Genomic DNA, 24260 nt, shown 5'->3' with positions numbered 1-24260 from the left:
CAGCAGCTGAATCATTCAATGCCAAGATAAAAGCTTTTCGCTCCCAATTCAGAGGTGTGAAAAACGTATCCTTTTTCCTTTACAGACTCTCTAAAATATATGCTTGAAAAATACTTCTCCCCAGATTTTCAGATTGATCCCCTTTTCAGCTCTTTCGATTGAGATTTCTTCACCTATTTTTTTTTCAAGTTCTTTAATATGGATAAACCCTAGATATATTATCTTTCCTTCTATTCTGGTGAGGTAGTTACTTTTATTCACGCATGGGTTTATGATTTCTGCACCAGCTTTTCGGGCTTCATGGATGTAAAATTCGGTTTTATAAAATCCTCCAAAATTATTGATAACTCCTACCATAAATTCAAATCCCTAATAATGTTGTGTGAGCACTTCTTTAGTCTTCATAAACTCACTGGTCTGTGCCTGAAGGCTTTTATCCAAACGGCTAAGTAATTGGTTTTGCTGAATAGCTCGTAATAATCGATGCATATTGAAGCCTGTTTTATTCTTAAAAGTAACAGTTTCTAAAGCCAGTAATTTTTCTTTATTGAATTTATGGTGTTGATACCTCAAGCGATTGAGTTCTTCAGGTTTGACTCCTATGAATTCATTGGTGCGCAGATTTTCTGGAGCAGTATGCATAAGGTAAATTACGGCAACATTATCTGTGAACCGAGGTCTGCTTTGCAAGGGCAAATCATTTCGGTTGTAATAAGATAAAAAAGCATTGAGTTCTTCAAAACCTAGATTGGTTCGGGCAATGCCGATATAGATTAGTTGTTTTTGATTACGGAATTCAATTCCTGGTATTATTTTTAGCGGATAGTGAGCATATTCATTTTTCAAAAAGCGGAAAATTTCGATATAAGCAGCAGTGCTTTGGATGTCAGTCAATGCAATTTTATGAATGCCATTTTCAATACATTCCATTATCAGCTCCTCTGGAGATAGGGTATCGTATTTGAAGCTAAAATGTGTCTGACTGTTTATATACATTACTATGAGTTTTAGTAAATTCACTAAAAAGATTAGTTTTAATTCAAATAGTTTTCTTTTTTATTTTTTGAATTCAAATAAATTCTTGTTTAGCAAGCGATAGCACTATATATTCGAAACTCTATGGAATTTTCCTTTTTAATCACCATTCTGGTTATATTAACTGCTATTGTTTTATTTGCAACTGAAGCCATACGTGTAGACTTAGTGGCCATAGGTGTGATGGTATTGTGGATAATATTTGGCGTTTTAGAGCCAGAGGAAAGTTTTAGTGGCTTTGCAAACAGTGCGACACTTACAGTGGCCGCTATGTTTATTTTAAGTAGTGCCTTGATTCGGAGTGGGGTCATTAAATTACTGGCTCCATTGGCTACAAGACTTTTCAATAAATCTTATAGTGGGGCTATTTTGGGAATGAGTTCTGGAGTGGGCTTATTGTCTGCTTTTATCAATAATACACCAGTTGTAGCCACTTTTATACCATTTGTTTCCAGTGCGGCCAAAAAACTCGAATTACATCCTACAAAATTTCTCATTCCACTTTCATATGGTGCGATATTGGGTGGAACTTGTACTTTAATAGGGACTTCTACAAATCTATTAGTAGCAGGAATCGCCAAAGATAAGGGTTTCGATGAAATTGGTTTGTTTACTATGACTCCAATCGGACTCGTATTTTTGGTGGTCGGCATATTGTATTTAATGTCTGTCGGAAAATACTTATTACCCAAGGACTCTAAAGTTAAACCTTTGCAAGATGGAAGTCAGATTAAAACATTCTTAACTGAAATTCAAATTCAAGAGTTACCAGATGAAAAAAAGGGGATAAGTATAGAAGAATTATTTGAAGAGAAAGATTTGTCTTTTGAAGTGCAGGAGTTGAAAAGGGGAGAGGAATCCATTCGGAATCCCAAAATGAATACAAAGCTCGAGACTGGCGATGTGATGTTGATAAAAGGAGAATTAGACAAAGTGAAGAAAGTGGTGGCTGACCAGCATGTTTCCATCGTAAAATCCATAACCGATAAACATTTCCCTGAGGAAGAAACTAAAGTAGTAGAGGTTATCATTATGCCAAGTACTAACTTGGTAGATAAGAAACTCAAAAATATAGATTTTCTTGAAAACTATAAATCACACCTGCTTGCTATAAGGCATCGTGGAAAGCGTAAATTCAATGATATGGATAATATCCGGTTGAAGGTGGGAGATACTTTGTTATTACAAACAAGTCAAAAAGGCTTTGAACTTTTGCAAAAGGCAGAAAATAATCCAAATGCACCTTTTTTATCGATTAGGGAAAGTGATTTGAATATCCCAGATAGAAAGAAGCTTTATATATCGGGTGGAATTTTAGCATTGGTGATATTGACTGCTACATTCAATATTTTGCCCATTGTAGCCTCAGCCTGGGCTGGAGTTTTCTTATTGGGAGTTTTTAGGGTTATTAGCATGACGGATGCTTATCGTTCAATCGATTGGCAAGTGATATTTTTATTGGCAGGTTCATTAAGCTTTGGGGCAGCTATGGAAAAAAGTGGTTTAAGTGATTGGCTGGTTACCCATTTAACATCCTTTACTGAAAAAGATGTAGCACCATTTATTATAATAGGTGTCATTTATTTAATGACCATGATATTTACTGAAATTATGTCGAATAATGCGGCAGCGGCCTTAATGGCACCGCTTTCTATGGCAATAGCAGATGCATTGGGATTTAGTCCTTTGCCATTTTTAATCACAGTGATGATAGCAGGTAGTGCTAGTTTTATGACACCAATCGGTTATCAGACCAACACGATGGTGTATAGTGCTGGGAATTACGAGTTTAAGGATTTCTTCAAGATTGGTGCGCCCTTAGGGTTTATTTTTTGGATTATTGCCTCCTTGCTTATTCCTATTTTTTATTCATTTTAAATAAAATTAAAAGAATTATTCAGATTTTATAAGTGTAGGTACACCCTCTAGGTTAAATCGTGTAATCGGCTGGTTGTTTTGGTTATCAGATAAAGTAAAGACCACATCGTTGTAATCCTGATCACTTTTTTCACCATTGGCAAATTGATCTTCAAAAGCTAATACAAGGGCATTAAGGTCTTCTAACTTAATTAATACATGTTGTTGTGCTTCTTCTAAATTAAGATAGGCATTTGTGAAAAAAGTTTGGTTTTCATAACTAATTTCACCCCCGTTCCAGCCATCTATAATTAAGAAAAATCCAATAGTAGTTCCCGATGGGAATGCCTCATTGCCCAATTGCAGCATGTCACCCTGATTCAAAATTTCATCATTAATATGAGGAAATAAAATATTTAAATCCAATTCATCTACGGCTACGGTATTAGTGCTTGAGTTGTAGATATAATAACCTAGAGAATTCCTTAAAGAGGCACCCTCTATTACAAAAGTTAAATAAACTTCTGACTCTTCTGTCAGTACAATATTATGCTCATTTGATTCTTCAAATAAGTAAGGATATTGATTGATAAAATTTTTACTGTTTGGAAAAATCTTACCTATTTCTTGTAAGACTTCTGAATCTACATTAGTAGTTATTATTTCTTCTGGTACCTCTGGCATTACTTCATTGCGTTCACAAGAAAATAGAGAAGTGATACAGATTAGAATAATAGTCTTTAAGATTTTCATGATGGTTTTTCTTAAGATGTGTAATGAGTACTTTAGTCAAATGTAAGCTCTGCTGCTATTTTATGTATTACACATCAAAAACTAATGCTTATATATATGTCACATTTCCCTAAGGAATATTAGTTTCTGTAGCATAGCCTTAATTATTTGGTGTTCCGATGATTACATTTTAAATAAACTAACAATTAAGTGTTTTATATAATTTACTTCGGATTGCGGTGATAAATCATTTAATTTATGCTATCACTTTAAATGTAGGTTTTGTAAAGATGTTAAATCTGAAATGACAAAGATTGAACAATCGTTTTCCTTTTATAACGAAAACAGAGTTCATTACATTTATGAATTTTTACTATAAAATAGCTTTATAAAAATTTAAATCAACCAAACAATAAGTATGAAAAACATCAAATTCTATTTCGCTGTATTATTCATGATTTGCAGTATCCATTATCTCAATGCTCAAGGAGGTGCATCCAAATCGAAAGTTATAGATGTGCAAACAACCGAATATGATATTCTACTTTCTCAATATGTGGATGGAAAACAAAACCTCAGTTGGGAAGAAGGAGAGAAATTATTCGGTATGGGAGGAAATTTGCAAGAAATTTTGGAGAAATTATTCGATGAGTATGAATGGAAAGTTGATGATAAATGGCTGAAAGAAAACTATCATCTAAGAATCAATTATAAGGCAGAAGGAGTGAGTAAGTCAACAGTTAATCAAATATTTCTTCGGCAATTACCTGATGCAATAGGCGCCAATATTGAAAAATCAAAGATTCAGAAAAAGGCTATTTGTGTAGATTTAGAATCATCTGAAGAGGATTTGGTAAAAGCGAAGGATAGAAACGCGATGAATAAGATTATGCGAAGAGGAAATGACCTTAAAATACATAGCGTCAAACTTCAGGATTTGGAAAGATTATTGAATTTAAATGCTAATTATTTAATAAAGATGGACGAGGTAAACCCATCTTCTAATCGTTATGATTTTGAATTCAATATCGAGAATGAAAAACAATTAAAAGCAAGTTTATCCTCTTATGGTTTGGATGTGAATGATTGTGAGGTTGAAAAAACTCAAGTGCTTCTTTATTAACAATTCTACAGTATTTTATGGTTTGGGGTGAAAATTCAAGCCCCAAACCAATTTTCATCTCTTCTCAGTCTTTTATTTTGTGATATTAACCCCAAATAACTTTTTATTGATTAATATTAATGTAATTTTTTATCGATTAAATAAAATACTAAAAGTATAATTTTTTAAATATTTATTCTGGTTTAGAGCATTTAATCCTTTTTTTATTGAAATTATAATGTATTTATATGTTTTAACATTAAACTATATTCTAAATATTTCATGTAGTTTATTTTGCTTTTACATTCTTTTTTTTTTTTTTTTGATTTACAACATCAATTCAAAAATACTATTGAAAAATGGTATGGCTGGAAAGTTGTTAGTGCTAGCGAAAGCAGCTTTTGACCAAACCTGCAAAGTGAAAAATATTGACTTGGACTCACCTAAGTGTTTTCATTTCATATAGATTTTCGTTTCAAGTTTTTAGTGGTGATGAATGATTATGTTTAATCAAATTTTAAACCTTAAAAAATTAGTTATGAGAACCTTATTTTACGCACTTACAGTTATATTATTAATTGTAATATCCTCGTGTGAGAATGAAATCGATGAATTGGAATTAATTCAAGAAGAAATACAAAGTCAAGGAAATGAAGCAGTGAAGACAAATATTGCAAAAAGTATTGCTAAACGAGTGGCTTCAAATATTGATCAAGTAGAATTCAGGAATTATATCAAAAACAAAGCTTTGACCAAATTTGATGAGGATGTTAATTTTCTTCTACTCCCAAATTTGGATGATAAGATATTTTTAAATCAAAGAGGGAAATCAGAAAGTTTATCATCTATTCTACAATTAGAGGAGACTTCGAAAAGAAAAAATGGGATGGGTTTGCTTGATTCAATAAAAACATACTATCCTTTATTACAAATTGCTGTTTCAGAATTAGATGAGGGTTACACAGAAAACTGGTCAATAGATAATCATGAGCCAATAGTTGCCTATGTTCCTGAACATATTGATAATGATATCATTCCAGCATTTAATCAGCAAGGTGATTTAATCGAACTTTCTGCCGAACAAGCTCCTGATGAACTAGTAGTGATTGTTAGTGAAAATGAAAGGGTCTTAGAGATTTCAAAGGATGATGAAACAATTAATTTTCGTAATTCTAGTAGAAGATGTCCTATAGAACCTGTGTATCAGACTGATGAGAATAATTATTATCTTAAATCAGATTATTATGATGCGTTAATTTGTGAACTACCACCAATAGATGATGGTGGAAATGATGGTGGGGGCTCAACTTCAAATTATTGTAATAGGGACAGAAGTTCGAGTAAGGATATTTTGTTTAAATTTAAACTAAACTCTCAAAGTGTTTATAAAGATGCTAAAGATGGCTGGTTTAATAATGATATGGAAATTAGAGTTGATATACTTTTTGGTAAATCAAATGGGGCTGTCAGTAACATAGTGAAATATTTAAATGTACGTCAAAGGGATATTAAAAACGAACAGTGGGTGAGCTTTAATGCTGAGGTTGTAAATTGGGACAAATATGTTTGGGGTAACTCAATGAAATATTCTTGGTTAGAGGATGATGGAGATGGGTCTACTAAAATTACTTATAATTGGTCATCAGAATTTGAGGATGAGGATGATGGAACTACAGAAAATGTATCGTTTTCTGCTGAGGTATTAATTCCTAAAGACCATTATAGGTTTGGTGATTCTGTTGTTGAGTACTGTGATAATAAAAACGGTAATTTTTATAATTATAATACAGGAAGGTTAACATTTGAAGTTAGATAAGAAGATAGAAGCCAATGTTATTTTTATAATATTGGCTTTCATTTATAAAAATATTTTCATGTATAGATTGTCGGTCTTTTGTCTTTTTATAGTTTTAATTACTTCCAATGCTTTTGCTCAAAAAATTGATGTTGGGATAGAATTTGGATTTAATATGCGTCATGACATTGGAAAAAATGTTATTGCTGATAGTTTGATTGTGATGGCGGATGGATATACTGGAGGCATGCAAAATGTCTATGGTGTATATGGAGATATTGAATTATCTGAAAAGATGAAAATCCATACTGTTTTAGGTTATACTAATCAATTAAGCGGTTATTTATTGTACAATAAGGAAGATGATTCTATTTTCGGGCCTGTTGTTAAAGGTAGTGTTACCAGTGCTCATAATGTCAATTTGTTGTTTACTATGCAATATGATTTAATTGGATACAAGGGGTTTCGGGTACATCTTTTAGCAGGTTTTAGATCCAATTTTTTAATAAATGAGAACAATGATCCTATACAATTCAGGGAAGGAACTAGGCATCAAGGAATAGCTGAAGTTATCAATAATATGGATCAAGCAAATAGAAGGCTTTATATGAATTATTCATTAGGGATACAGTTAAGTTATTGGAGGTTAAAATTAAATGCTTTATATGATGCAAATTTTGCTAACTCATCATATACTAAATCAATTAAGTTTTTTGAGGAAAGTTACAGGTTTCATAATCAGACAGAAGCTATTTCTTTGACTTTAGGATTCAAATTGTTTTAATTTTTAGTGCTTAAGCGGAGAGGAATCAAGCCCCAAGCCAATTCTTATCCCGTCTCAGCCTCTTATCAAGTCCTACGGTATTGCCTCTCATAATGCTTTCGAGCCCGTGTTTGTGGCGGATTTTATCCAGGGCTTGGTAGAGTTGGATGTACTCTTCCGTATCGTCAATGAGGTTGATTTGGTAGTTGCCGTACACCAGTCCGCTTAGGCGAACTCCTATTAGGCGGAGCATCATTCTGCGGGTGTAGAGCTGGTCAAAAAGCTCTTTTCCATAACGGATTAAAGTTTTGTCGCTAGCGGTATAACTGATTTTCTTTTGCTTGCTTTCCGTATCAAAATTGCTATAGCGGATTTTAATGGAAATATTGGAAGTCAAACGATTCTGATCGCGGAGTTTATGTGCTAGTTTTTCTATCATGGCGACCAATATGGCTTTCATCTGTTTTACGTCCATACTGTCATCATGGAAGGTACTTTCCGTGGAAATAGACTTTTGTTCGCTGTAGGGCGTTATAGGCGTGTGGTCTATGCCCTGCGCTCTTTGCCACATCACAATGCCATTTTTACCGAAAGTATATTCCATCAGTTTCTTTGGGATTTGTCTGAGTGTCTCCACTTTTCTTACCCCCATGGAGCGCAAAAGCCCCGAAGTTTTTTTTCGATCATCGGGATTTTATGTACTGGCATAGGGTCTAAAAATGCGATTTTGGTGCCAGGCAGAATTTGGCGAGTATTGTTGGGTTTTGCTTCTCCTGTAGCTACTTTCGATACCATTTTATTTTGCGAAAGCCCCATGCTGATAGGTAGTCCACTTTCCTTGATGATTTTTTTTCGTAATTCTTTGCCCCATTCATAGCACCTAAAATAGTTATCCATTCCGCTTACATCCAGATAAAATTCATCCACGAAAGTCTTTTCAAACAGGGGCGATTCGCTATTAATAATTTTCATAATCATTTGGGACTAATAAATATACTTTTGCAGATCACCGGCAATCATTAGCGCTTTAGGTCAAAGTTGGAAAGCAGATTTCATGGACGTAGCAGAATACACGCCACATCCACTGATTTTGTAACTGAAGGTCGCTACAATTCCTCTGTGTCCGCTTATAATAACAGACTTACCATTCAAAGATGAATCTAGAAGGCTTTCGACAGATGCAAAAAAAAGAGTCCATCTCTACTAAAAAAATGATAGGTCTAGTAGTATTTCCCTGCATAAAGCTAAAATAAATAGCTTTTAGTTGGCTATTTTAATAATTAATACTAAATTTATTATCAAAATTACTAAAATAGATAGTAATTCAATCGAAAAAGTTTACGGCTTTTAAAAATTATTAATTGGGATGGATGTAAAAATTAGACTATCAAGTAAGCGTCTTAGTTCAGGTCGTTGTCAGGTGCATTTTCAGGTGCGTACTAAGACAGGAGACAGCAGGTGGTATGGTTACACACTGGCTGAACCGCAGGATACCGTAAGTGAGGTGGTCGGCAGAATTAGGAATCGTTTTAGCAGGGCGGAAGACAAAATTTCTTTGCATCAAAAGGTACTCTATCATATGAATAAGCACCATAGGGAAACAGATGATTTGATGATTTTTAAAGCTCCCTGAATTCCTCAAAGAGAGAATTAGACATCAGGAAAATGAAAGTTGGGTACAGTTAATTAGGACAGTACTGAAGGTCAGACCCGAATGGGCAGAATTGACAATATAACCTTGATAAAATGTGGAGTAATTGTTGGAAGTTTAGTTTAAACACGTTTAGAAAAATTGAAATAATAATATAATGAAATTCAAGATAAATGATATAAGTTTGAATTGGAGAGTAGGAAGTGAGAAGATAGAAGAGGGGGAGTTTGCTTTTTCTAGATACTCGATACTAACTATCTGATACTAAAAAAAAGTAAAAAAAACGATGAAAGGGTCTTGATTTTAGGCTCTTGAATCTTGAATCTAATAGAATGAGCTTGATTGATAGTAATATTAAATACCTCCGAAAGGAAAAAGGTTGGACCCAGCAAGATTTGGCGGATGAACTAGGCGTAAAGCGTCCTCAGATTGGTTCATATGAAGAAGGTAGGGCAGATCCTCGAATCCAAACCTTGATGAAATTATCAGATCTTTTTAATGTCAGTTTGGATGATTTATTGGGAAAGGATTTATCTAGTCCGATGGTGGTCACTAAAAAGCCTACCAAAGTTCTGGCCATTACGGTGGATAGTCAAGAGAGGGAGAATATTGAATTAGTACCTCAAAAAGCCTCTGCAGGCTATACCAATGGTTATGCTGATCCTGAATATTTGCAAGAGCTCCCGCGTTTTCAACTCCCAAACTTACCCCGAAATAGCACCTACCGTGCTTTTGAAATCAGTGGTGATTCTATGATGCCAATAGAACCAGGTACTATAATAATTGGTGAATATGTGGAAAGCCCTGAATTAATAAAAAATGGTAAAACTTATATAATTGTGAGTGAGCAGGAGGGAGTAGTATACAAACGAGTTTTTAATTATGCCAGTGAAAAAGGTGTGCTTTTCATGGTTTCAGATAATAGTGTTTATTCACCTTATGAAATAGCAGTTGAGGGTGTGATGGAAATTTGGGAAGCAAAAGCATTTATCAGCACTAAATTTCCTGACGTGAAAAACAATGATAAGCCTCCTATGAGCTTGCAACAGCTTACGGAAATTGTGCTTGAAATTAAAGACGAAGTAACAAAATTGAAGAAATAAATATTTCTTAGGAAAGAGAGATTTCCACCAGTCTCTCGGCTGGTGGAAAAATATTTTAATAATTATATCAAGCTTTCAAAGCAGCTACTCCGGGTAATTCTTTGCCTTCCATATATTCTAACAAAGCACCACCTCCTGTAGAAACATAACTTACTTTATCGCCATAGCCCAAGCTATTAACTGCAGCAGCTGAGTCACCGCCACCAATAAGTGAGAATGCACCATTTTCTGTAGCTTTTACCACAGATTCAGCTATGGATTTTGTGCCTTTAGCAAAATTCTCCCTTTCAAAAACTCCCATGGGGCCATTCCAAAGTATGGTTTTTGATTCTTCTACTGTTTTCTGGAAAATTGCTGTTGCTTCGGGTCCGATGTCTAATCCCATCCAGCCGTCTTCTATCGAGTGATTTTGTGCAATTTTAGTCTTGGCATCATTTGCAAAATTATCAGCCACAATAGAGTCGATAGGTAATTTTAATTCCACCCCTAGCTTTTTTGCTTTTTGAATTAATTCTTTAGCTAAGTCTAGTTTATCTTCTTCTACTAATGAGTTTCCGATTTTTCCACCCATTGCTTTGAAGAAAGTATAGGACATTCCACCACCAATGATAAGATTATCTACTTTGCTTAATAATTTCTCGATAATTAATATTTTATCCGAAATTTTTGCTCCTCCCATTATTGCGGTGTAAGGCTTATCTGCTTTTTCTAATACTTTATCAGCATTTTCAATCTCAGCAGCCATTACATATCCAGCCATTTTATCTTGAAAGAATTTTGCAACCACTGTGGTAGAAGAATGAGCCCTGTGTGCGGTTCCAAATGCATCGTTTACATAGACATCACCCAATTTGGAAAGTGCTTTAGCGAAAGCTTCATCACCTTTAGTTTCGCCATCATGAAAACGTACATTTTCTAAAAGTAGTACTTCTCCATTTTTTAAGTTTTGGGCTGCAGATTCTGCCTTTTCACCAATTGTATCCTCACTGAAATGTACTTTGGCACCATAGGCTTTTTCTAAATCGCCCACTATATGTTGCAATGAAAATTTATTTTCAGGTCCGCTTTTTGGTCTTCCCAAGTGTGACATTAAAATAGCTTTCCCACCGTCTTCCAATATTTTTTTGATGGTTGGAATAGTTGCTATAATTCTTGTGTCATCAGTTACTTGAAAATCTTTATTTAAAGGGACATTTAAATCAACTCTAACCAATGCGGTTTTATTACTGAATGAATAATCTTTTACAGTTTTCATGGGTTCAAAATTATGTTTATAGATTTAATCTTTTATAGTTGCTCTTTGAAGTCTATCATTGATAGCCTTTCCCAAGCCTTCGTTGGGTACTTTTTCAGTTAATATTAAGTCAACTTTACTTTCATCTAAAGTACGTAGATACGAGAATAAGTTTTTAGCTGCTTCATGCATATCTCCTGATTTTGAAAGTACTAATGATATTTCAGCATCTTTATACGATTTAGAAAATGATAAAATGCCGATTTTAAGTTTAGAATTTTGTTCCATTAATTTTTCAATATCTCCTAGAATAATTTTTTTCCTTGGGGCATAATGGCTTTTTAACATTCCAGGTGCGTCAGGTTTAGAACTTGAATGAGGAAGTATTTTAACTCTGCCAATTAATTTTTCGATAGCATCTATTTCCAATCCGCCTAATCTATAAATGATAATTTCTCCATTTTCAAATCCAACAATAGTCGATTCTATACCTACTTCACTAATTTCTCCCTCTAGAATAAATTGTATTTTATCGCCAAGTTGCTGCTGAACATGTGTAGAGTTTGTGGGACTAATATATCCAAAAGGATTTGCACTGGGCGCTGCTAACGGATAATCTAAGATTTTGAGTAAACTGAGCGCTTTTGGGTGTTTAGGAATTCGAAACGCTACTCTATCCAAACCGGAACAAGTTAGGTCAGGGATTTTGCTATTTCGCTCCAATAAAATAGTTAGTGGACCTGGCCAGAATGCACTCGCTAATGTTTTTGCAGTTTCTGGAATGTCCTTGACATATTCTTTTATTGCTTCTAGGCTGTGTGAATGTAGAATTAATGGGTCAAAGTGAGGTCGATTTTTCACTTCAAAGATTTTACTTACTACTTCTGCTTTCAATCCGTTTCCTGCTAAACCATAAACGGTTTCAGTAGGTAGACCTATTATCTCCTGAGCATCCAATAAAGCTTTTGCTCGATTTATATCGGTAGTGATTTCTGCCATAATTCAAAGGGCGAATTTAAGTTATTTTTTTATGATGTGCAGATTTGTAAAATGAGAATGATATATTTATCATTGAAATCACCAAAACATATAAAAAAATGAGCAGGAAATCGAGAAATTTAATAAAGCTGGTAGCTATTATAATTGTACTTGTTTTAGTTTTTATGGAATTGGGAATAATAGCTATTCCTGCATTGGCGACTTATAAATTTTGGCTGAGTATAGTAGCTTTTGCAATGGTACTGCTAGCCTCAAGATAGAAGGTAAAAGGGAGGAAAAACAGATTCCTCCCTTTTACTATTTAGTTGCAGAATTTTTCAATTGCTTCTATGGCATCTTGAAATCCCCTGTTTTTAGCTTTTATCAAATCATCACAGCCCGCTTCTTTTTGACCCGTATTTATTTTTATAAAGCCACTCCAATAATAGCTTTCTCCACTATTTGGGTTGATTTTTAAACTTAAATTAAGCAAACTATCGGCTTTCCTAAAAGAGCCGAATTGTAAGAATGTCTTGGCACTGTTTAGGTATGGCATATAATTATTTGGTGATAACTTTATGGCAAATCTATTGTCCTCTAACGCAGCATCATATTGTTTTAATTCAAATAATGCTGTTCCTCTGTTGATATATAAATCTGCATTGTCAGGACGTAAATCTATAGCTTGGTTGTAATCTAATAAAGCTTTCTCATAATTTTTAGTCTCTAGATGCGCATTTCCCCTATTATAATACGGCTTATAATTTGAGGAGTCAATTTTTATAGCTTCTGTAAAATCTTCTATTGACTTTGAATAATCTAATAACTGAAGATATGCAACCCCTCTCATATTGTATGCATCTGTACTTGAATTATTTTTAGAAATAACCTCATCGAGATAGTTTATGGCCTCTTTATAGTTTTCTGACTGCATATTTTTTCTGCTTTCTTGCATCAATTCTTCTTCCGAAGGACTGCAAGAGAAAAGTATTATCGAACAAAATACTAAAATAATAGTGTTAATCTTCAACATATGTTTAAACAATTAATGTTTTAAAATATAAAAAACCTTACATGAATGACTTAAATGCAATTTGTGCTAAATCCCTTTGAAAAAAGCGTTTTACATTTGTATTAAGCTTTACGATTCATTTATTCAAATGGGCGTAATTTTAAGGTTGATAGTTTACCCCGGTTTGGTTCACCGGGGTTTTTTTATGTTCTGTCAATTCTCTCAACTTTATCAAATTCCATTATAAAATCTTTTCCAAACGCTTGAGCAGGAGTTAAATAACCTCTTAAGTCGCTATTTTTAAGTTTGAGGGCAGAGGCTATTGCTGTTTTAGCGGTTAGGAAATAAGCTTCTGGCGTGATTAATTCTGCTGTAAAACTATTTCCCTTATCATCGGATATTTTTCCTAAAACATAAGTTTTACCAGATTTGAGATTTTCTTCACCAGGTCCTGTCACGGAGCTTTCAATTTTCTTTCTTATTATTTTTTGAATCCAGCCAATTCCTAACAAAAATTTTAAAGTTCGGTATTTTCGGATTTTCTTAATCATTTTCAGACTAGCACCGCTAAATACTTTAATATTAGGGATTTGCGTTTGATGGTAACTCGTCATTAAGTCACCCCAAGGAATTGTCATGCACCATTGTTTCCTATGTGAAAATTCTAATTCTTCAATTTCAAAAGCTAAAGGAACATTTTGAATTTTTCCGTTTTCTCTTATGAATCCACCTTTTGAAATGTTTTTTGCCATAGTAACGGCTGTTCCACGCGACATACCAGTTTTAGACCCCACGAAAGCTAATTCAAGAGATTTCCCATCTGGAAGTTTTTCTTTTAAGTATCCTGCTAGGCAATCGGTTGGCACCACATCAAAACCAACACCAGGTAAAAGTACAATTCCTGCTGCTTTTGCTAGTTCATGATATTTTATGATATCCTCAAAAACCCAAATTTCTCCAGTAATATCCAAGTAGTTGGTTTGTGATTTAATACAAGCTTCTACCATAGGAATAGCAGTCTCCGAAAAAGGTCCAGCACAATGAATTACTGTATCAAACTTTTTTAATAGATTTTCTAATTTTACTGATTCAGTTAAATCAATAATATGGTAGGGGAATCCTGTTTTATGGCCTAGCGATTCAATTGCTTGTTTATTCCGCCCTGCTATTTCTACTTTTATTCCTGCAGATTGAGCTTCATTAGTAATTAATTTTCCAGTATAACCGTTGGCACCGTATATTAGAATATTATAATCCATTTAAAATATTTTTAGATTTCTCTACCATTCTTAGTATTGAAGGTTCATCTGTTAAGGATTCGATTTGATTTAAATTAATCCATTGAAAGTCGTTACTTTCCAAATTTATTTGAGTTTCATCCTTATTTGTGCAAAAATAAGCAAACCTTACGTCATAATGCTTATGTTCTGCTATTCCTTTATGTTCAGGAATAGTGTGAATATCTATGTCGAAGATTTGATTATTTATTCTAGTTAGATTTTCGAGACCAGTTTCTTCATTTGCTTCTTTTCTCGCTACTATTTCTAAATTCATTTCTCCATCTGCATGTCCACCAGGCTGCAGCCATTTTTTTAGCTTTTTATGATGAAGGAGTAAAACTTCTTTGTCATGTGGGTTTATAATCCAGGCAGAAGCGGTGAAATGTGCCTCCTTATTTTCTCGAGTACATGCAATTGTACCTTTTTTAGCCAAAAGCTTTAGCATTTTCGGTAAGTATCCTTTTTCTACTTTTGTTGGTGGATCGTATACTTTTAATAATTCCATTAATTTACGAAATGGGTAAAAAAAAAAGCCGTCATATGGACGGCTTTCGTGTAAATAAAAGATTTATATTATTCTTGTATTTCTAAAGTAAGTGTAATTGGCTGTGCATCATCCTTTGCTTTCGGAAAAGGAGCATCATAAGATAAAGTTAAATCACCAGTTTCTTTGTCTAATGCCATAATTCTAAAAGTGCCACCGTTATTAAGCGTTATAACATCTAAATTACTACTTAATTCAAAAGTACCACTAGTTTCTAATATTCCATCATGATTTAGATTTGCATCAGTGAAAACATTTAGATTAGTAACAGAATATGTTAAATTATTTCCGTCAATGTTGATTGCAACAACTCCTCCTGATAAATCAGCTTCAACATTTACATCAACAATGTTCCAAGTTGCTGTTAGCTCTTGTAGTTTTTCATCTTCAGGGCTTGCTGCTGGGTCTGGTTTACAAGCTCCTAAAATAACAGTGAAAACAAGTGCAAGTAAACCTAAGTTTTTAAAATTTCTTTTCATAATGGGTGAATTTATTTAAGTATTAATGTATAAAAGTCTGAATTATTGTTCATAATTCAATAAAATATTTAATTTTTTTCTAAAACGTTCTTTGAATTACTTTCCAATATTAATTATTTTTTTTGCAAAATCATTATATTCTGCTGGGTCATTTGATGCAATCAGAATAATTTTTTTATCCAAACTTCTTCTTAACAAATCTTTATACCAATTTATTCCCTTTGTATCTAAATGAGCTGTAGGTTCATCTAAAAGTAAGACTTTTGCTTCATAGCTACAACATAAAATCAATTTCAATCTTTGCTGCATCCCAGATGAGAATTCGGAAATAGATTTATCCAAACTTGCGTGCAAATTAGCATTTTTAACCTCCTCTAATATATTTTGATTAGAATTGGGTTTTCTAAACGTAGAATGAAAATTTAAATGTTCCCTTAAAGTAAATTCTTCAATTAATTGAAGATAAGGCGCAGCAATTCCCAGGTATTTGTGAATATTTTCTTTTTCTATTAACTCCCCGTTGTCAATAAATTTAACCTTCCCTTCACTTGCTGCTATTACCCCAGCAATTATCCTTATTAAAGTTGATTTTCCACTTCCATTTTCTCCAGTTATTGCATAAGCATTATCAGACTCGAATGTGAAATTCAAATCCGTAAATAGCTTATTTCGTGGATATTTTTTGGTTAATCCTTCTAGAATTAATTGCATAAGACATGCTTAATAAGGAACTTATATTTGGTCAATAAAGTAGGCTTAAATTTAATTACCGTAGCCTTTCATAATTCCTCTTTCTGATTTTCTTACAAAAGCGGTTATATTATCTCGCTCTTCACTGCTTCTAATAAGAGTTTCAATATTTTCAAGTGCTTCAGCATTATTCTTTCCACTCAAATATAAGCTCCTATATATCTCTTGAATGTCGTTGATTCTTTCATTACTAAAGCCTCTTCTTCTTAAGCCAACAGAATTTATTCCGCAATATGTAAGTGGTTCACGAGCTGCTTTCACATAAGGAGGCACATCTTTTCTAACTAATGATCCACCCGATATCATCACATGGCTACCAATTTTAACGAACTGGTGAATGGCTGTAGCGCCTCCGATTATAGCCCAATCATCAATCGTTACATGACCTCCAACTTGAACAGAGTTAACTAAAATACAATTGTCTCCAATTATACAATCATGTGCAATATGCACATAGGCCATGATTAGAGTTTTTGAGCCAATTTTTGTGACTTTACGGTCATTTGTACCCCGGCTTATATTTACATACTCTCTAATAACAGTATTGTCACCAATTTCTGTAGTAGTAACTTCTCCACTGAATTTCAAATCTTGAGGAACAGCTGAAATGGTAGCTCCTGAATATATTTTGCAATTTTTACCAATTCTAGCTCCAGAATTAATGGTTACACTTGGACCTATCCAAGTACCGTCACCAATTTCAACATCTTTATCGATGAATGTAAAAGGTTCAATAACCACATCCTTTCCAATTTTGGCATCAGGATGTATAAAGTTTAAGTTGTTATTCATTTATCAATATTTTTCAGCAAATAATATGCTTATGAGGAAATTCTTCAATATAGTTTCTATTATTCTTCATCTTTTTTTACAATTCTCGCGGTAAGAGTAGCTTCACTAACCACACTATTTCCTACATATGCATATCCATGCATTTTGGCTATTCCTCGTTTAATGGGGGCTAGAAGTTCACATTTTAAGATAATAGTATCTCCTGGTCTTACCATTTTTCTGAATCTGCAGTTATCGATACCCAAAAAATAAGTCCAATATTTAGCAGGTTCATCTACGCTGCTCAAAACTAATATCCCTCCAGTTTGGGCCATTGCTTCAATTTGTAATACTCCAGGCATTACAGGGTTTTCTGGGAAATGACCCTGAAAGAAATTCTCATTTATGGTAACATTCTTTACGCCAATAACAGTTTTATGATCCTGATGAATGATTTTATCGACTAGTTGGAAAGGATAACGATGTCTGAGCATATTTGAAATCCCATCAATATCCATGATAGGCTCCACATTCGGGTCATACTTTGGAGCTGTTTTTTCAGCTTTTCTAATATATTTTTTAATTTTTTGAGCAAATGCCACATTGGTAGAATGTCCTGGTCTGGCAGCTAAAATTTGACCTTTAATTGGTCTTCCGACTAAAGCAAGGTCACCTACGACATCTAATAATTTATGCCTTGCGGGCTCATTTTTGAATCGTAATTCAATATTATCCAGTATTCCTTCTTCTTTAACTTCAATATGTGGCTTGTTGAAGATTTTCGCTAGTTCTTTTAATTCCTCATCGGATACTAATTTATCCACTACCACAATGGCGTTGTTCAAATCGCCTCCTTTAATTAAATTATTATTGTAGAGTTGCTGAAGTTCATGCAGAAAAACAAAAGTTCTACAAGTAGAAATTTCATTTTTAAAGTCAGATATGTTGTTAAGAGAGGCATGCTGACTTCCCAATACTTTGGAATTATAGTCAATCATAACTGTTACCCGATAATCATCCACAGGTAAAAGTGCCATTTCAACATTTTTCTTGTCATCTGTTAGAAAAAGGCTTTCTGATATTTCGAAAAAGTTTCTGAGTGCATTTTGCTCTTCCAGTCCAACGGATTCTAATGCTTCATAGAAAAGTTTAGCGCTTCCATCCATGATGGGCGTTTCAGGACCATCCACTTCAATTAATATATTATCAATTTGTAAACCTACCAAGGCTGACAAAACATGCTCAACAGTGGAAACGCGAGCTTCACCTTTTGCAATTGTTGTTCCTCTTGAGGTATCAATTACTAAGTCGGCATCAGCCTCAATGATTGGTTTTCCTTCTAAATCAACTCTTTGAAATTTTATCCCACTATCAATAGCGTCAGGCTTAAAAGTTAAGGTTACTTTATGGCCAGTGTGTAATCCGACTCCGGAAACACTAATGGGTTTTTTAATGGTATGCTGTTTATTATACATTTAGTTCTTTTTATCGGACGGCAAATTTAAAACTATTTTTTCCAAATGTTGAACTTGTTGGTGTAATTCCGGTAACCTTTTGAATAGAGTGGAGGCTTTAAGGAATTGCTTATGCTCAAAACCCACCATTCCTGATAGAATTGTATCGGTTTGTTTTACTGATTTAGACACACCGGCCTTTGCACTCACTGTAGTACGATCAGCAATTTCAATATGGCCTACTATTCCAACCTGTCCTGCTATTACGCAGTTTTTACCCACTTTTGTGCTTCCTGATATGCCAGCTTGTGAAGCAATTACAGTATTTTTACCAATCTCTACGTTATGGGCTATTTGAACCAAGTTATCGATTTTAGCTCCTTTTCTAATAATTGTAGAACCTAAAGTGGCGCAATCGATAGTAGTATTAGCCCCTATACTGACATTATCTTCCAAAATAACATTTCCTAACTGAGGGATTGTTTTATAGGTTCCATCTGCTTGGGGGGCAAATCCAAAGCCATCGCTTCCGATAACCGCTCCAGCCTGAATGTTGCAATTATTACCAATTTTGCAATCCGCATAAATTTTTACTCCTTGATAGATAATAGTATTATCTCCAATTTCCACATTATCTCCAATATGTGCTTGAGGATAAATTTTCACATTATTTCCGATTTTCACATGATTTCCAATATAAGAAAAAGCACCTCTATAATAATTATCACCCAAGGTGCTATTTTTACCTATATAAGCAGGTTCTTCTACACCTGACTTAGAGTAGGTCAGAATTTTATTATATTCTTCTAGTAAGCGGGTAAAAGCAGAATAAGGATCCTCAACTATTAATAAAGCAGGTTTGATGGGCTTTTTGGGTTTGAAATCGAGCTTAACAATAATGGCAGCTGCATTAGATTGGTAAATGTAGTTTTCATACTTATCGTTCGACAAAAAACTGATGGTTTTTTCTTTTCCCTCTTCAATTTTGCCTAAATTATCAACTACTCTTTCTCCATCACCTTCCACTTTGCCCCCAATCATAGCGGCTATTTGATTTACACTGAACTCCATATAGATTAATTATGGTTGTAATAATTTACAAAGATACGTTTTTAGGTAGGCATAGGTAATATTTTTTAACTATTTTACTCATTGCTTTGATATTCGGTAAATCAGCGGCCATTTCTATGTCCATTAACCTTCCTTTTTTGGTAATTATTTTAATACTCTTTCCTCCTAAAATATAAGCTGAATTGGTTACCTCTCCATGAGATATGAAAAAGGCAGCCTCTTTATTTAAAATTTTGAATTCTTGCGCAATTTTCCCTTTTAAAGTACTTATATCAGATTTTTTAAGTGGTTCGTTTTCAAGTTTTATTTTAAATAAATCTCTATGAATTATTCTTTGGCTTAAGTTTTTTAAAACGGTGTCAAAATTCGTTTCCCAAGTTTTGATAGCATGCCATATGTCGGCATCATCTAGTTTTGAAAATTGATGAACGATGTTTGGATTCTCTTGAAATTCTTCCAAAGTGAAGTCATTTTCTAGGAAATATCTTAAAGAAGGAGAGATATTGTCTAAACTGTGCACTTCTTTTGCCCGGCTGATCAAATGAACTAGCATTCTTTCGGCACTTAAAGCGGTTTTATGTAAGTAAACTTGCCAATACATCAGTCTTCTAGCATTCAGAAAATTTTCAATACTGTAAATGGCTTTTTCTTCAACCACTATCTCATCATCTACAACATTCAAATGGCTAATTATTCTATCAACACTAATATTTCCTTCTGATACGCCAGTGTAAAATGAATCTCTGTTTAAATAATCTAACCTATCGACATCGAGCTGGCTCGAAATCAATTGATGAAAGAATTTCCTTTTATAGGTGTTTTTGAACATCGCAATGGCAGTGTCCAATTTCCCTGAAAATTCCTTATTGAGGATTTTCATGAATTGTAAAGAAATGTTTTCATGTGTGATGCCTTTAATCAGACTGTATTCCAATGCATGGGAAAAGGGACCATGACCAATATCGTGTAACAGAATAGCAATTTGAGCTGACTCATATTCTAACTCATTTATAGGAATGTCTTTCTCTTTTAATTGGTCCAATACCAAGCCCATTAAATGGGTTGCACCTAAGGCATGATGAAATCGAGTATGGGTGGCACCAGGATATACGAGTTCGCTTAAACCCAACTGGCGAATTCTGCGTAAGCGTTGAAAATAGGGGTGATTGAAAATACTGAAAAGTAAATCACTTTTTATTGTAATGAATCCGTAAATAGGATCGTTTACCTTTTTTAACTTCTTCAACTCAAATAATTTTAAAGGCTCAAATATAACTATGCAAAACTATCAAATCTTATGGGCAGATGACGAAATAGATCTGTTAAAACCGCACATTATTTTCTTAGAAAACAAAGGTTATCAAATTACTCCGGTAAATAATGGTTCAGAGGCGATAGATTTATGTAAAGAGCAAAAATTTGATATTGTTTTCTTAGATGAAAATATGCCTGGCATGACAGGCTTAGAAACACTTAGCGTAATTAAAGGTAATAATCCCAATTTGCCTGTTGTTATGATTACAAAAAGTGAGGAAGAATATATAATGGAAGAAGCCATTGGTTCTAAAATTGCCGATTATCTAATCAAACCACTCAATCCTAATCAGATACTACTTTCAGTAAAAAAGATTCTAGATAACCAACGATTGGTTACAGAAAAAACAAACCAAAGTTATCAGCAAGATTTTCGAAATATTAGCATGGCATTCGGTGATAATATGGATCATCAGGAATGGGCAGAAATGTACAAGAAATTGGTGTTTTGGGATTTAGAAATCGATCAAACTGAGGACCAAAGTATGGCAGAAGTGTTATCGATGCAACATGTGGAGGCTAATAATAATTTTGCAAAATTTATAGATGATAATTATGAGGATTGGTTAAATGAAAATCAAGATGAATCTCCTTTACTTAGTCATAAATTGATGGAAGAAAAGGTTTTTCCTAAAATGGGAAAAGAGCCCGTTTTCTTCATTGTGATTGATAATCTAAGATTTGACCAATGGAAATTATTGGAGCCAGAAATTCTCAAATATTTTAATATAGAGGAGGAGGATAGTTATTATTCAATTTTACCCACCACAACTGCTTATGCTAGAAATAGTATTTTTTCAGGATTATTGCCCGATGAAATGGCTAAAAAGCATCCTGATTTATGGGTAACAGAGGATGATGATGAAGGAAAAAATAATTTCGAAGATCAATTCATTGAACGGCATTTAAAACGAAAAAATATTTCAGGTAAATTCACTTACAATAAGATTGTGAATGTAAATCAAGGGAAACAGGTTTTAGAGCAGATTTCTTCTATGATGGACCACAACCTAAATGTATTAGTCTATAATTTTGTAGACATGTTATCTCATGCCAGAACGGACATGAAGATGATTCGTGAATTGGCCGCGGATGAATCGGCCTATCGATCCCTCACTAAGAGCTGGTTTTTACATTCTCCACTTTTAGATTTATTAAAAAGAGTTTCCCATAAAAAAGCAAAAGTGGTGATAACAACCGACCATGGCACCATTAGAGTTAAAAAACCTTTTAAAATTGTGGGAGATAGAAAAGTGAATAGTAATCTAAGGTATAAACAAGGTAAGAATTTAGGTTATAAAAATAGTAACGATGTGTTGGAAGCTCCTAAGCCTGAGCGTTTTCACCTTCCGAAGTTAAATGTGAGTACATCTTACGTTTTCACGAAGGGGGAAAGCTTCTTTGCCTATCCGAACAACTATAACTACTATGTAAATTATTTTAAAGACACCTTTCAACATGGTGGAGTTTCAATGGAAGAAATGATTATTCCCATTATTTCATTAACTTCGAAGGATGGAAAGTGAAATCTCTGAAAACATATCATTTTCGGATGTGGCATTAGAAGATTTGCCTCAAGTTGTGGCTGAAATTTATGATTTTGGAAAAAAATATAGAATTTGGCTATTTAAAGCAGAAATGGGAGGTGGCAAAACTACATTTATAAGTCATCTTTGTGATTTTTTGAAAGTGGAAGATCATGTAAGTAGCCCTACTTTTGGGTTAGTAAATGTTTATATGTCATCAAAAGTAGGAGAAATTTACCATTTTGATTTTTACAGAATTAAAAATGAACAAGAAGCCTTTGAAATTGGAGTTGAAGACTATTTCTATTCAAACAAGCTTTGTTTGATAGAATGGCCTGAAATGATTCCATCATTCATAACAGATCAATTCTTATTGATTGAGATTAACCTTTCCACCAGTCAGAATAAAAGGAATTTTAAAATAAGTAAACATGGCTAAGGAAGTTTCAAGAAAAGGCTTTGACGTTTTGGCAAGGAAAAGTGCCCTTTATCCTCAAGAAGAATTATTGGCAGTGCATCGTGGTAAAAATGCGATGCAGATAGGAATTCCAAATGAAATTTCTTTACAAGAAAAAAGAGTTCCACTTACACCTGGCGCTGTAGCTTTGTTAACGAATAATGGGCACGAAGTGATTGTAGAAAGTGGAATGGGATTGAGCAGTAACTTTACTGATAATGAATATAGCGATGCGGGTGCTAAAATAGTATATTCTTCGAAAGAAGCTTTTGAAGCACAAGTAGTAGTAAAAATAGAACCACCGGTAAAGGAGGAAATTGAAATGTTTAAGCAGGGTAGCTTTTTGATTTCTGCACTTCAAGTTGGGCAATTGAATAAAGAATATTTTCAGTTACTCAATGAAAAAAGAATAATTGCTATTGGGATTGAATTGATTGAAGATAAAGTTGGAGGAATGCCAATGGTTAGGGCAATGAGCGAGATTGCGGGTATTTCTGCTATTCAAATTGCCACTGAATTATTGAGTAATTTGAATGATGGTAAAGGTATTATTTTAGGTGGTATAACTGGCGTTAGACCCACTAAAGTCGTGATTTTAGGAGCAGGAACAGTAGGTGAATATGCCGCTCGTGCAGCTTTAGGATTAGGCGCAAATATTGAAATTTATGACAATCATTTATATAAGCTAAGAAGAATTAAGCATGCTTTAGGTCAACCGATTCATACTAGTTCAATGGATACTGTTATGTTGAGCGATTCTTTGACTGAAGCGGATGTTTTAATTTGTGCTATTAGAGCCGAGAAGGGTAGAAGTGGATGCATAGTCAATGAAGAAATGGTAATGAATATGCGCAAAAATGCTGTGATTATTGATGTCAGCATTGATCAAGGCGGCTGTGTTGAAACTTCAGAGGTTACTTCTCATGATAATCCAACCTTTAAGAAATATGATGTGATTCATTATTGTGTTCCCAACATTGCGTCAAGAGTTTCAAGAACTGCAAGTAATGCCATAAGCAATATTTTAACTCCAATGTTACTTCAAGCGGGTGATGTAGGGGGAATTGAGGAGATGATATTTACCCACTCATGGTTTATGAAAGGTGTTTATACATACAAAGGAAGCTTAACTAATATGCATATTGCCAAAAAATTCGATTTAAAATACAAAGAATTAAGCTTATTGATGGCGGCTAGGTTTTAACTTAATCTGACACTATCCCAAAAAGTGTGTAACTAAAAATTTTGAAGATAGGGTTAAGATTCATTTAATCTGACCCTATCTTCAAATATAATAAGAAAACTGTTAAGTATTACTCCCCAGTTTCTAATAGGCTGAGTCCATTTTTTAC

At 33.9% G+C, this 24260-nt stretch carries 24 protein-coding genes and 1 pseudogene; 9 read left to right on the top strand and 16 right to left on the bottom strand.

The features are described 5' to 3' along the window. Window positions 1-90 precede the first annotated feature (90 nt). Window positions 91-357 carry a hypothetical protein gene (locus tag VFM92_RS02830; RefSeq protein WP_325120680.1) on the bottom strand — a complete coding sequence of 89 codons (267 nt, stop codon included), beginning with the start codon at window positions 355-357 and terminating at the stop codon, window positions 91-93. Between the two features lie 12 nt (window positions 358-369). Then, window positions 370-996 carry a PHP domain-containing protein gene (locus tag VFM92_RS02825; protein ID WP_325120679.1) on the bottom strand — a complete coding sequence of 209 codons (627 nt, stop codon included), beginning with the start codon at window positions 994-996 and terminating at the stop codon, window positions 370-372. A gap of 123 nt (window positions 997-1119) precedes the next feature. On the opposite strand from VFM92_RS02825, the gene VFM92_RS02820 reads away from it, so the two are divergent. After that, window positions 1120-2913 (top strand): SLC13 family permease, encoded by a 1794-nt coding sequence (locus tag VFM92_RS02820; protein ID WP_325120678.1) that lies wholly within the window; start codon window positions 1120-1122, stop codon window positions 2911-2913. A 15-nt stretch (window positions 2914-2928) separates the two neighbouring features. Here VFM92_RS02820 and VFM92_RS02815 read toward each other — a convergent pair whose 3' ends face one another. Continuing rightward, window positions 2929-3645: a DUF4114 domain-containing protein gene (locus VFM92_RS02815; protein WP_325120677.1), complete on the bottom strand. Its 717-nt coding sequence runs from the start codon at window positions 3643-3645 to the stop codon at window positions 2929-2931. Between the two features lie 397 nt (window positions 3646-4042). On the opposite strand from VFM92_RS02815, the gene VFM92_RS02810 reads away from it, so the two are divergent. The 3 genes from VFM92_RS02810 to VFM92_RS02800 all read left to right on the top strand — a co-directional run bounded on the left by VFM92_RS02810 (window position 4043) and on the right by VFM92_RS02800 (window position 7305). Beyond that, window positions 4043-4747 carry a hypothetical protein gene (locus VFM92_RS02810; RefSeq protein ID WP_325120676.1) on the top strand — a complete coding sequence of 235 codons (705 nt, stop codon included), beginning with the start codon at window positions 4043-4045 and terminating at the stop codon, window positions 4745-4747. A 517-nt stretch (window positions 4748-5264) separates the two neighbouring features. Continuing rightward, complete coding sequence (locus VFM92_RS02805; protein WP_325120675.1) at window positions 5265-6542, top strand: hypothetical protein; 1278 nt, start codon at window positions 5265-5267, stop codon at window positions 6540-6542. A 58-nt stretch (window positions 6543-6600) separates the two neighbouring features. Beyond that, on the top strand, window positions 6601-7305 hold the full coding sequence (locus VFM92_RS02800; protein WP_325120674.1) for a hypothetical protein: 705 nt from the start codon (window positions 6601-6603) through the stop codon (window positions 7303-7305). Window positions 7306-7330: 25 nt separating this feature from the next. Here VFM92_RS02800 and VFM92_RS02795 read toward each other — a convergent pair whose 3' ends face one another. Continuing rightward, the gene (locus VFM92_RS02795; RefSeq protein ID WP_325120673.1) at window positions 7331-7921 is read right to left on the bottom strand and encodes a hypothetical protein; all 591 of its coding nucleotides are present in this window, start codon (window positions 7919-7921) and stop codon (window positions 7331-7333) included. A gap of 5 nt (window positions 7922-7926) precedes the next feature. Further along, window positions 7927-8436: pseudogene (locus tag VFM92_RS02790) on the bottom strand (hypothetical protein). 280 nt (window positions 8437-8716) lie between these two features. Between VFM92_RS02790 and VFM92_RS02785 the strand changes: the two are divergent. Further along, window positions 8717-8917, top strand: a complete 201-nt coding sequence (locus VFM92_RS02785; RefSeq protein WP_325120672.1) for a hypothetical protein — start codon at window positions 8717-8719, stop codon at window positions 8915-8917. 350 nt (window positions 8918-9267) lie between these two features. Next, window positions 9268-10038, top strand: coding sequence for a helix-turn-helix domain-containing protein (locus VFM92_RS02780; RefSeq protein WP_325120671.1), 771 nt, complete (start codon window positions 9268-9270; stop codon window positions 10036-10038). Between the two features lie 67 nt (window positions 10039-10105). On the opposite strand, the gene VFM92_RS02775 is transcribed toward VFM92_RS02780, so the two are convergent. The 11 genes from VFM92_RS02775 to VFM92_RS02725 all read right to left on the bottom strand — a co-directional run bounded on the left by VFM92_RS02775 (window position 10106) and on the right by VFM92_RS02725 (window position 20857). Further along, window positions 10106-11293: a phosphoglycerate kinase gene (locus VFM92_RS02775; RefSeq protein WP_325120670.1), complete on the bottom strand. Its 1188-nt coding sequence runs from the start codon at window positions 11291-11293 to the stop codon at window positions 10106-10108. A 24-nt stretch (window positions 11294-11317) separates the two neighbouring features. Continuing rightward, window positions 11318-12271 (bottom strand): L-threonylcarbamoyladenylate synthase, encoded by a 954-nt coding sequence (locus tag VFM92_RS02770; RefSeq protein ID WP_325120669.1) that lies wholly within the window; start codon window positions 12269-12271, stop codon window positions 11318-11320. Window positions 12272-12572: 301 nt separating this feature from the next. Beyond that, window positions 12573-13283 (bottom strand): tetratricopeptide repeat protein, encoded by a 711-nt coding sequence (locus tag VFM92_RS02765; RefSeq protein WP_325120668.1) that lies wholly within the window; start codon window positions 13281-13283, stop codon window positions 12573-12575. A 182-nt stretch (window positions 13284-13465) separates the two neighbouring features. Then, the gene (locus VFM92_RS02760; RefSeq protein ID WP_325120667.1) at window positions 13466-14521 is read right to left on the bottom strand and encodes a saccharopine dehydrogenase family protein; all 1056 of its coding nucleotides are present in this window, start codon (window positions 14519-14521) and stop codon (window positions 13466-13468) included. Next, the gene (locus tag VFM92_RS02755; RefSeq protein ID WP_325120666.1) at window positions 14511-15047 is read right to left on the bottom strand and encodes an NUDIX hydrolase; all 537 of its coding nucleotides are present in this window, start codon (window positions 15045-15047) and stop codon (window positions 14511-14513) included. Before VFM92_RS02755 ends, VFM92_RS02760 begins: the two co-directional genes overlap by 11 nt. Before the next feature lie 68 nt (window positions 15048-15115). Next, on the bottom strand, window positions 15116-15565 hold the full coding sequence (locus VFM92_RS02750; RefSeq protein WP_325120665.1) for a hypothetical protein: 450 nt from the start codon (window positions 15563-15565) through the stop codon (window positions 15116-15118). Window positions 15566-15661: 96 nt separating this feature from the next. After that, the gene (locus VFM92_RS02745; protein ID WP_325120664.1) at window positions 15662-16276 is read right to left on the bottom strand and encodes an ABC transporter ATP-binding protein; all 615 of its coding nucleotides are present in this window, start codon (window positions 16274-16276) and stop codon (window positions 15662-15664) included. A 51-nt stretch (window positions 16277-16327) separates the two neighbouring features. Then, entirely contained in the window at window positions 16328-17107 is a 780-nt protein-coding gene (lpxA, locus tag VFM92_RS02740) for an acyl-ACP--UDP-N-acetylglucosamine O-acyltransferase (protein WP_325120663.1), read from the bottom strand. Between the two features lie 59 nt (window positions 17108-17166). After that, window positions 17167-18561: a bifunctional UDP-3-O-[3-hydroxymyristoyl] N-acetylglucosamine deacetylase/3-hydroxyacyl-ACP dehydratase gene (locus tag VFM92_RS02735; RefSeq protein ID WP_325120662.1), complete on the bottom strand. Its 1395-nt coding sequence runs from the start codon at window positions 18559-18561 to the stop codon at window positions 17167-17169. Beyond that, window positions 18562-19611 (bottom strand): UDP-3-O-(3-hydroxymyristoyl)glucosamine N-acyltransferase, encoded by a 1050-nt coding sequence (lpxD, locus tag VFM92_RS02730; RefSeq protein ID WP_325120661.1) that lies wholly within the window; start codon window positions 19609-19611, stop codon window positions 18562-18564. Window positions 19612-19636: 25 nt separating this feature from the next. Then, on the bottom strand, window positions 19637-20857 hold the full coding sequence (locus tag VFM92_RS02725; protein ID WP_325120660.1) for an HD domain-containing protein: 1221 nt from the start codon (window positions 20855-20857) through the stop codon (window positions 19637-19639). 31 nt (window positions 20858-20888) lie between these two features. Between VFM92_RS02725 and VFM92_RS02720 the strand changes: the two genes are divergently transcribed. The 3 genes from VFM92_RS02720 to VFM92_RS02710 are packed head-to-tail and all read left to right on the top strand — an operon-like array spanning window position 20889 to window position 24112. Beyond that, entirely contained in the window at window positions 20889-22451 is a 1563-nt protein-coding gene (locus VFM92_RS02720) for a bifunctional response regulator/alkaline phosphatase family protein (RefSeq protein WP_325120659.1), read from the top strand. Then, the gene (gene tsaE / locus VFM92_RS02715) at window positions 22441-22890 is read left to right on the top strand and encodes a tRNA (adenosine(37)-N6)-threonylcarbamoyltransferase complex ATPase subunit type 1 TsaE (RefSeq protein ID WP_325120658.1); all 450 of its coding nucleotides are present in this window, start codon (window positions 22441-22443) and stop codon (window positions 22888-22890) included. The genes VFM92_RS02720 and tsaE overlap by 11 nt, the downstream gene beginning before the upstream one ends. Next, a complete protein-coding gene (locus VFM92_RS02710; protein ID WP_325120657.1) occupies window positions 22883-24112 on the top strand; it encodes an alanine dehydrogenase in 1230 nt (409 codons plus the stop codon). Before tsaE ends, VFM92_RS02710 begins: the two co-directional genes overlap by 8 nt. Window positions 24113-24260: the final 148 nt, after the last annotated feature.

The sequence above is a fragment of the Marivirga sp. genome (genome assembly GCF_035704835.1).
In the GTDB taxonomy this organism is placed as follows: Bacteria; Bacteroidota; Bacteroidia; order Cytophagales; family Cyclobacteriaceae; genus Marivirga.
This window is presented reverse-complemented; position numbering and strand designations above follow the sequence as displayed.

Bases quoted from the DNA above. Each gene is read 5' to 3' on its own strand.
- VFM92_RS02720 (WP_325120659.1), top strand. From the start codon at position 20,889: ATGCAAAACTATCAAATCTTATGGGCAGATGACGAAATAGATCTGTTA.
- VFM92_RS02710 (WP_325120657.1), top strand. From the start codon at position 22,883: ATGGCTAAGGAAGTTTCAAGAAAAGGCTTTGACGTTTTGGCAAGGAAA.
- VFM92_RS02810 (WP_325120676.1), top strand. From the start codon at position 4,043: ATGAAAAACATCAAATTCTATTTCGCTGTATTATTCATGATTTGCAGT.
- VFM92_RS02825 (WP_325120679.1), bottom strand. From the start codon at position 996: ATGTATATAAACAGTCAGACACATTTTAGCTTCAAATACGATACCCTA.
- VFM92_RS02815 (WP_325120677.1), bottom strand. From the start codon at position 3,645: ATGAAAATCTTAAAGACTATTATTCTAATCTGTATCACTTCTCTATTT.
- VFM92_RS02830 (WP_325120680.1), bottom strand. From the start codon at position 357: ATGGTAGGAGTTATCAATAATTTTGGAGGATTTTATAAAACCGAATTT.
- VFM92_RS02750 (WP_325120665.1), bottom strand. From the start codon at position 15,565: ATGAAAAGAAATTTTAAAAACTTAGGTTTACTTGCACTTGTTTTCACT.
- VFM92_RS02765 (WP_325120668.1), bottom strand. From the start codon at position 13,283: ATGTTGAAGATTAACACTATTATTTTAGTATTTTGTTCGATAATACTT.
- VFM92_RS02745 (WP_325120664.1), bottom strand. From the start codon at position 16,276: ATGCAATTAATTCTAGAAGGATTAACCAAAAAATATCCACGAAATAAG.
- VFM92_RS02780 (WP_325120671.1), top strand. From the start codon at position 9,268: ATGAGCTTGATTGATAGTAATATTAAATACCTCCGAAAGGAAAAAGGT.
- VFM92_RS02775 (WP_325120670.1), bottom strand. From the start codon at position 11,293: ATGAAAACTGTAAAAGATTATTCATTCAGTAATAAAACCGCATTGGTT.
- VFM92_RS02820 (WP_325120678.1), top strand. From the start codon at position 1,120: ATGGAATTTTCCTTTTTAATCACCATTCTGGTTATATTAACTGCTATT.
- VFM92_RS02770 (WP_325120669.1), bottom strand. From the start codon at position 12,271: ATGGCAGAAATCACTACCGATATAAATCGAGCAAAAGCTTTATTGGAT.
- VFM92_RS02760 (WP_325120667.1), bottom strand. From the start codon at position 14,521: ATGGATTATAATATTCTAATATACGGTGCCAACGGTTATACTGGAAAA.
- tsaE (WP_325120658.1), top strand. From the start codon at position 22,441: ATGGAAAGTGAAATCTCTGAAAACATATCATTTTCGGATGTGGCATTA.
- VFM92_RS02805 (WP_325120675.1), top strand. From the start codon at position 5,265: ATGAGAACCTTATTTTACGCACTTACAGTTATATTATTAATTGTAATA.
- lpxD (WP_325120661.1), bottom strand. From the start codon at position 19,611: ATGGAGTTCAGTGTAAATCAAATAGCCGCTATGATTGGGGGCAAAGTG.
- lpxA (WP_325120663.1), bottom strand. From the start codon at position 17,107: ATGAATAACAACTTAAACTTTATACATCCTGATGCCAAAATTGGAAAG.
- VFM92_RS02735 (WP_325120662.1), bottom strand. From the start codon at position 18,561: ATGTATAATAAACAGCATACCATTAAAAAACCCATTAGTGTTTCCGGA.
- VFM92_RS02755 (WP_325120666.1), bottom strand. From the start codon at position 15,047: ATGGAATTATTAAAAGTATACGATCCACCAACAAAAGTAGAAAAAGGA.
- VFM92_RS02800 (WP_325120674.1), top strand. From the start codon at position 6,601: ATGTATAGATTGTCGGTCTTTTGTCTTTTTATAGTTTTAATTACTTCC.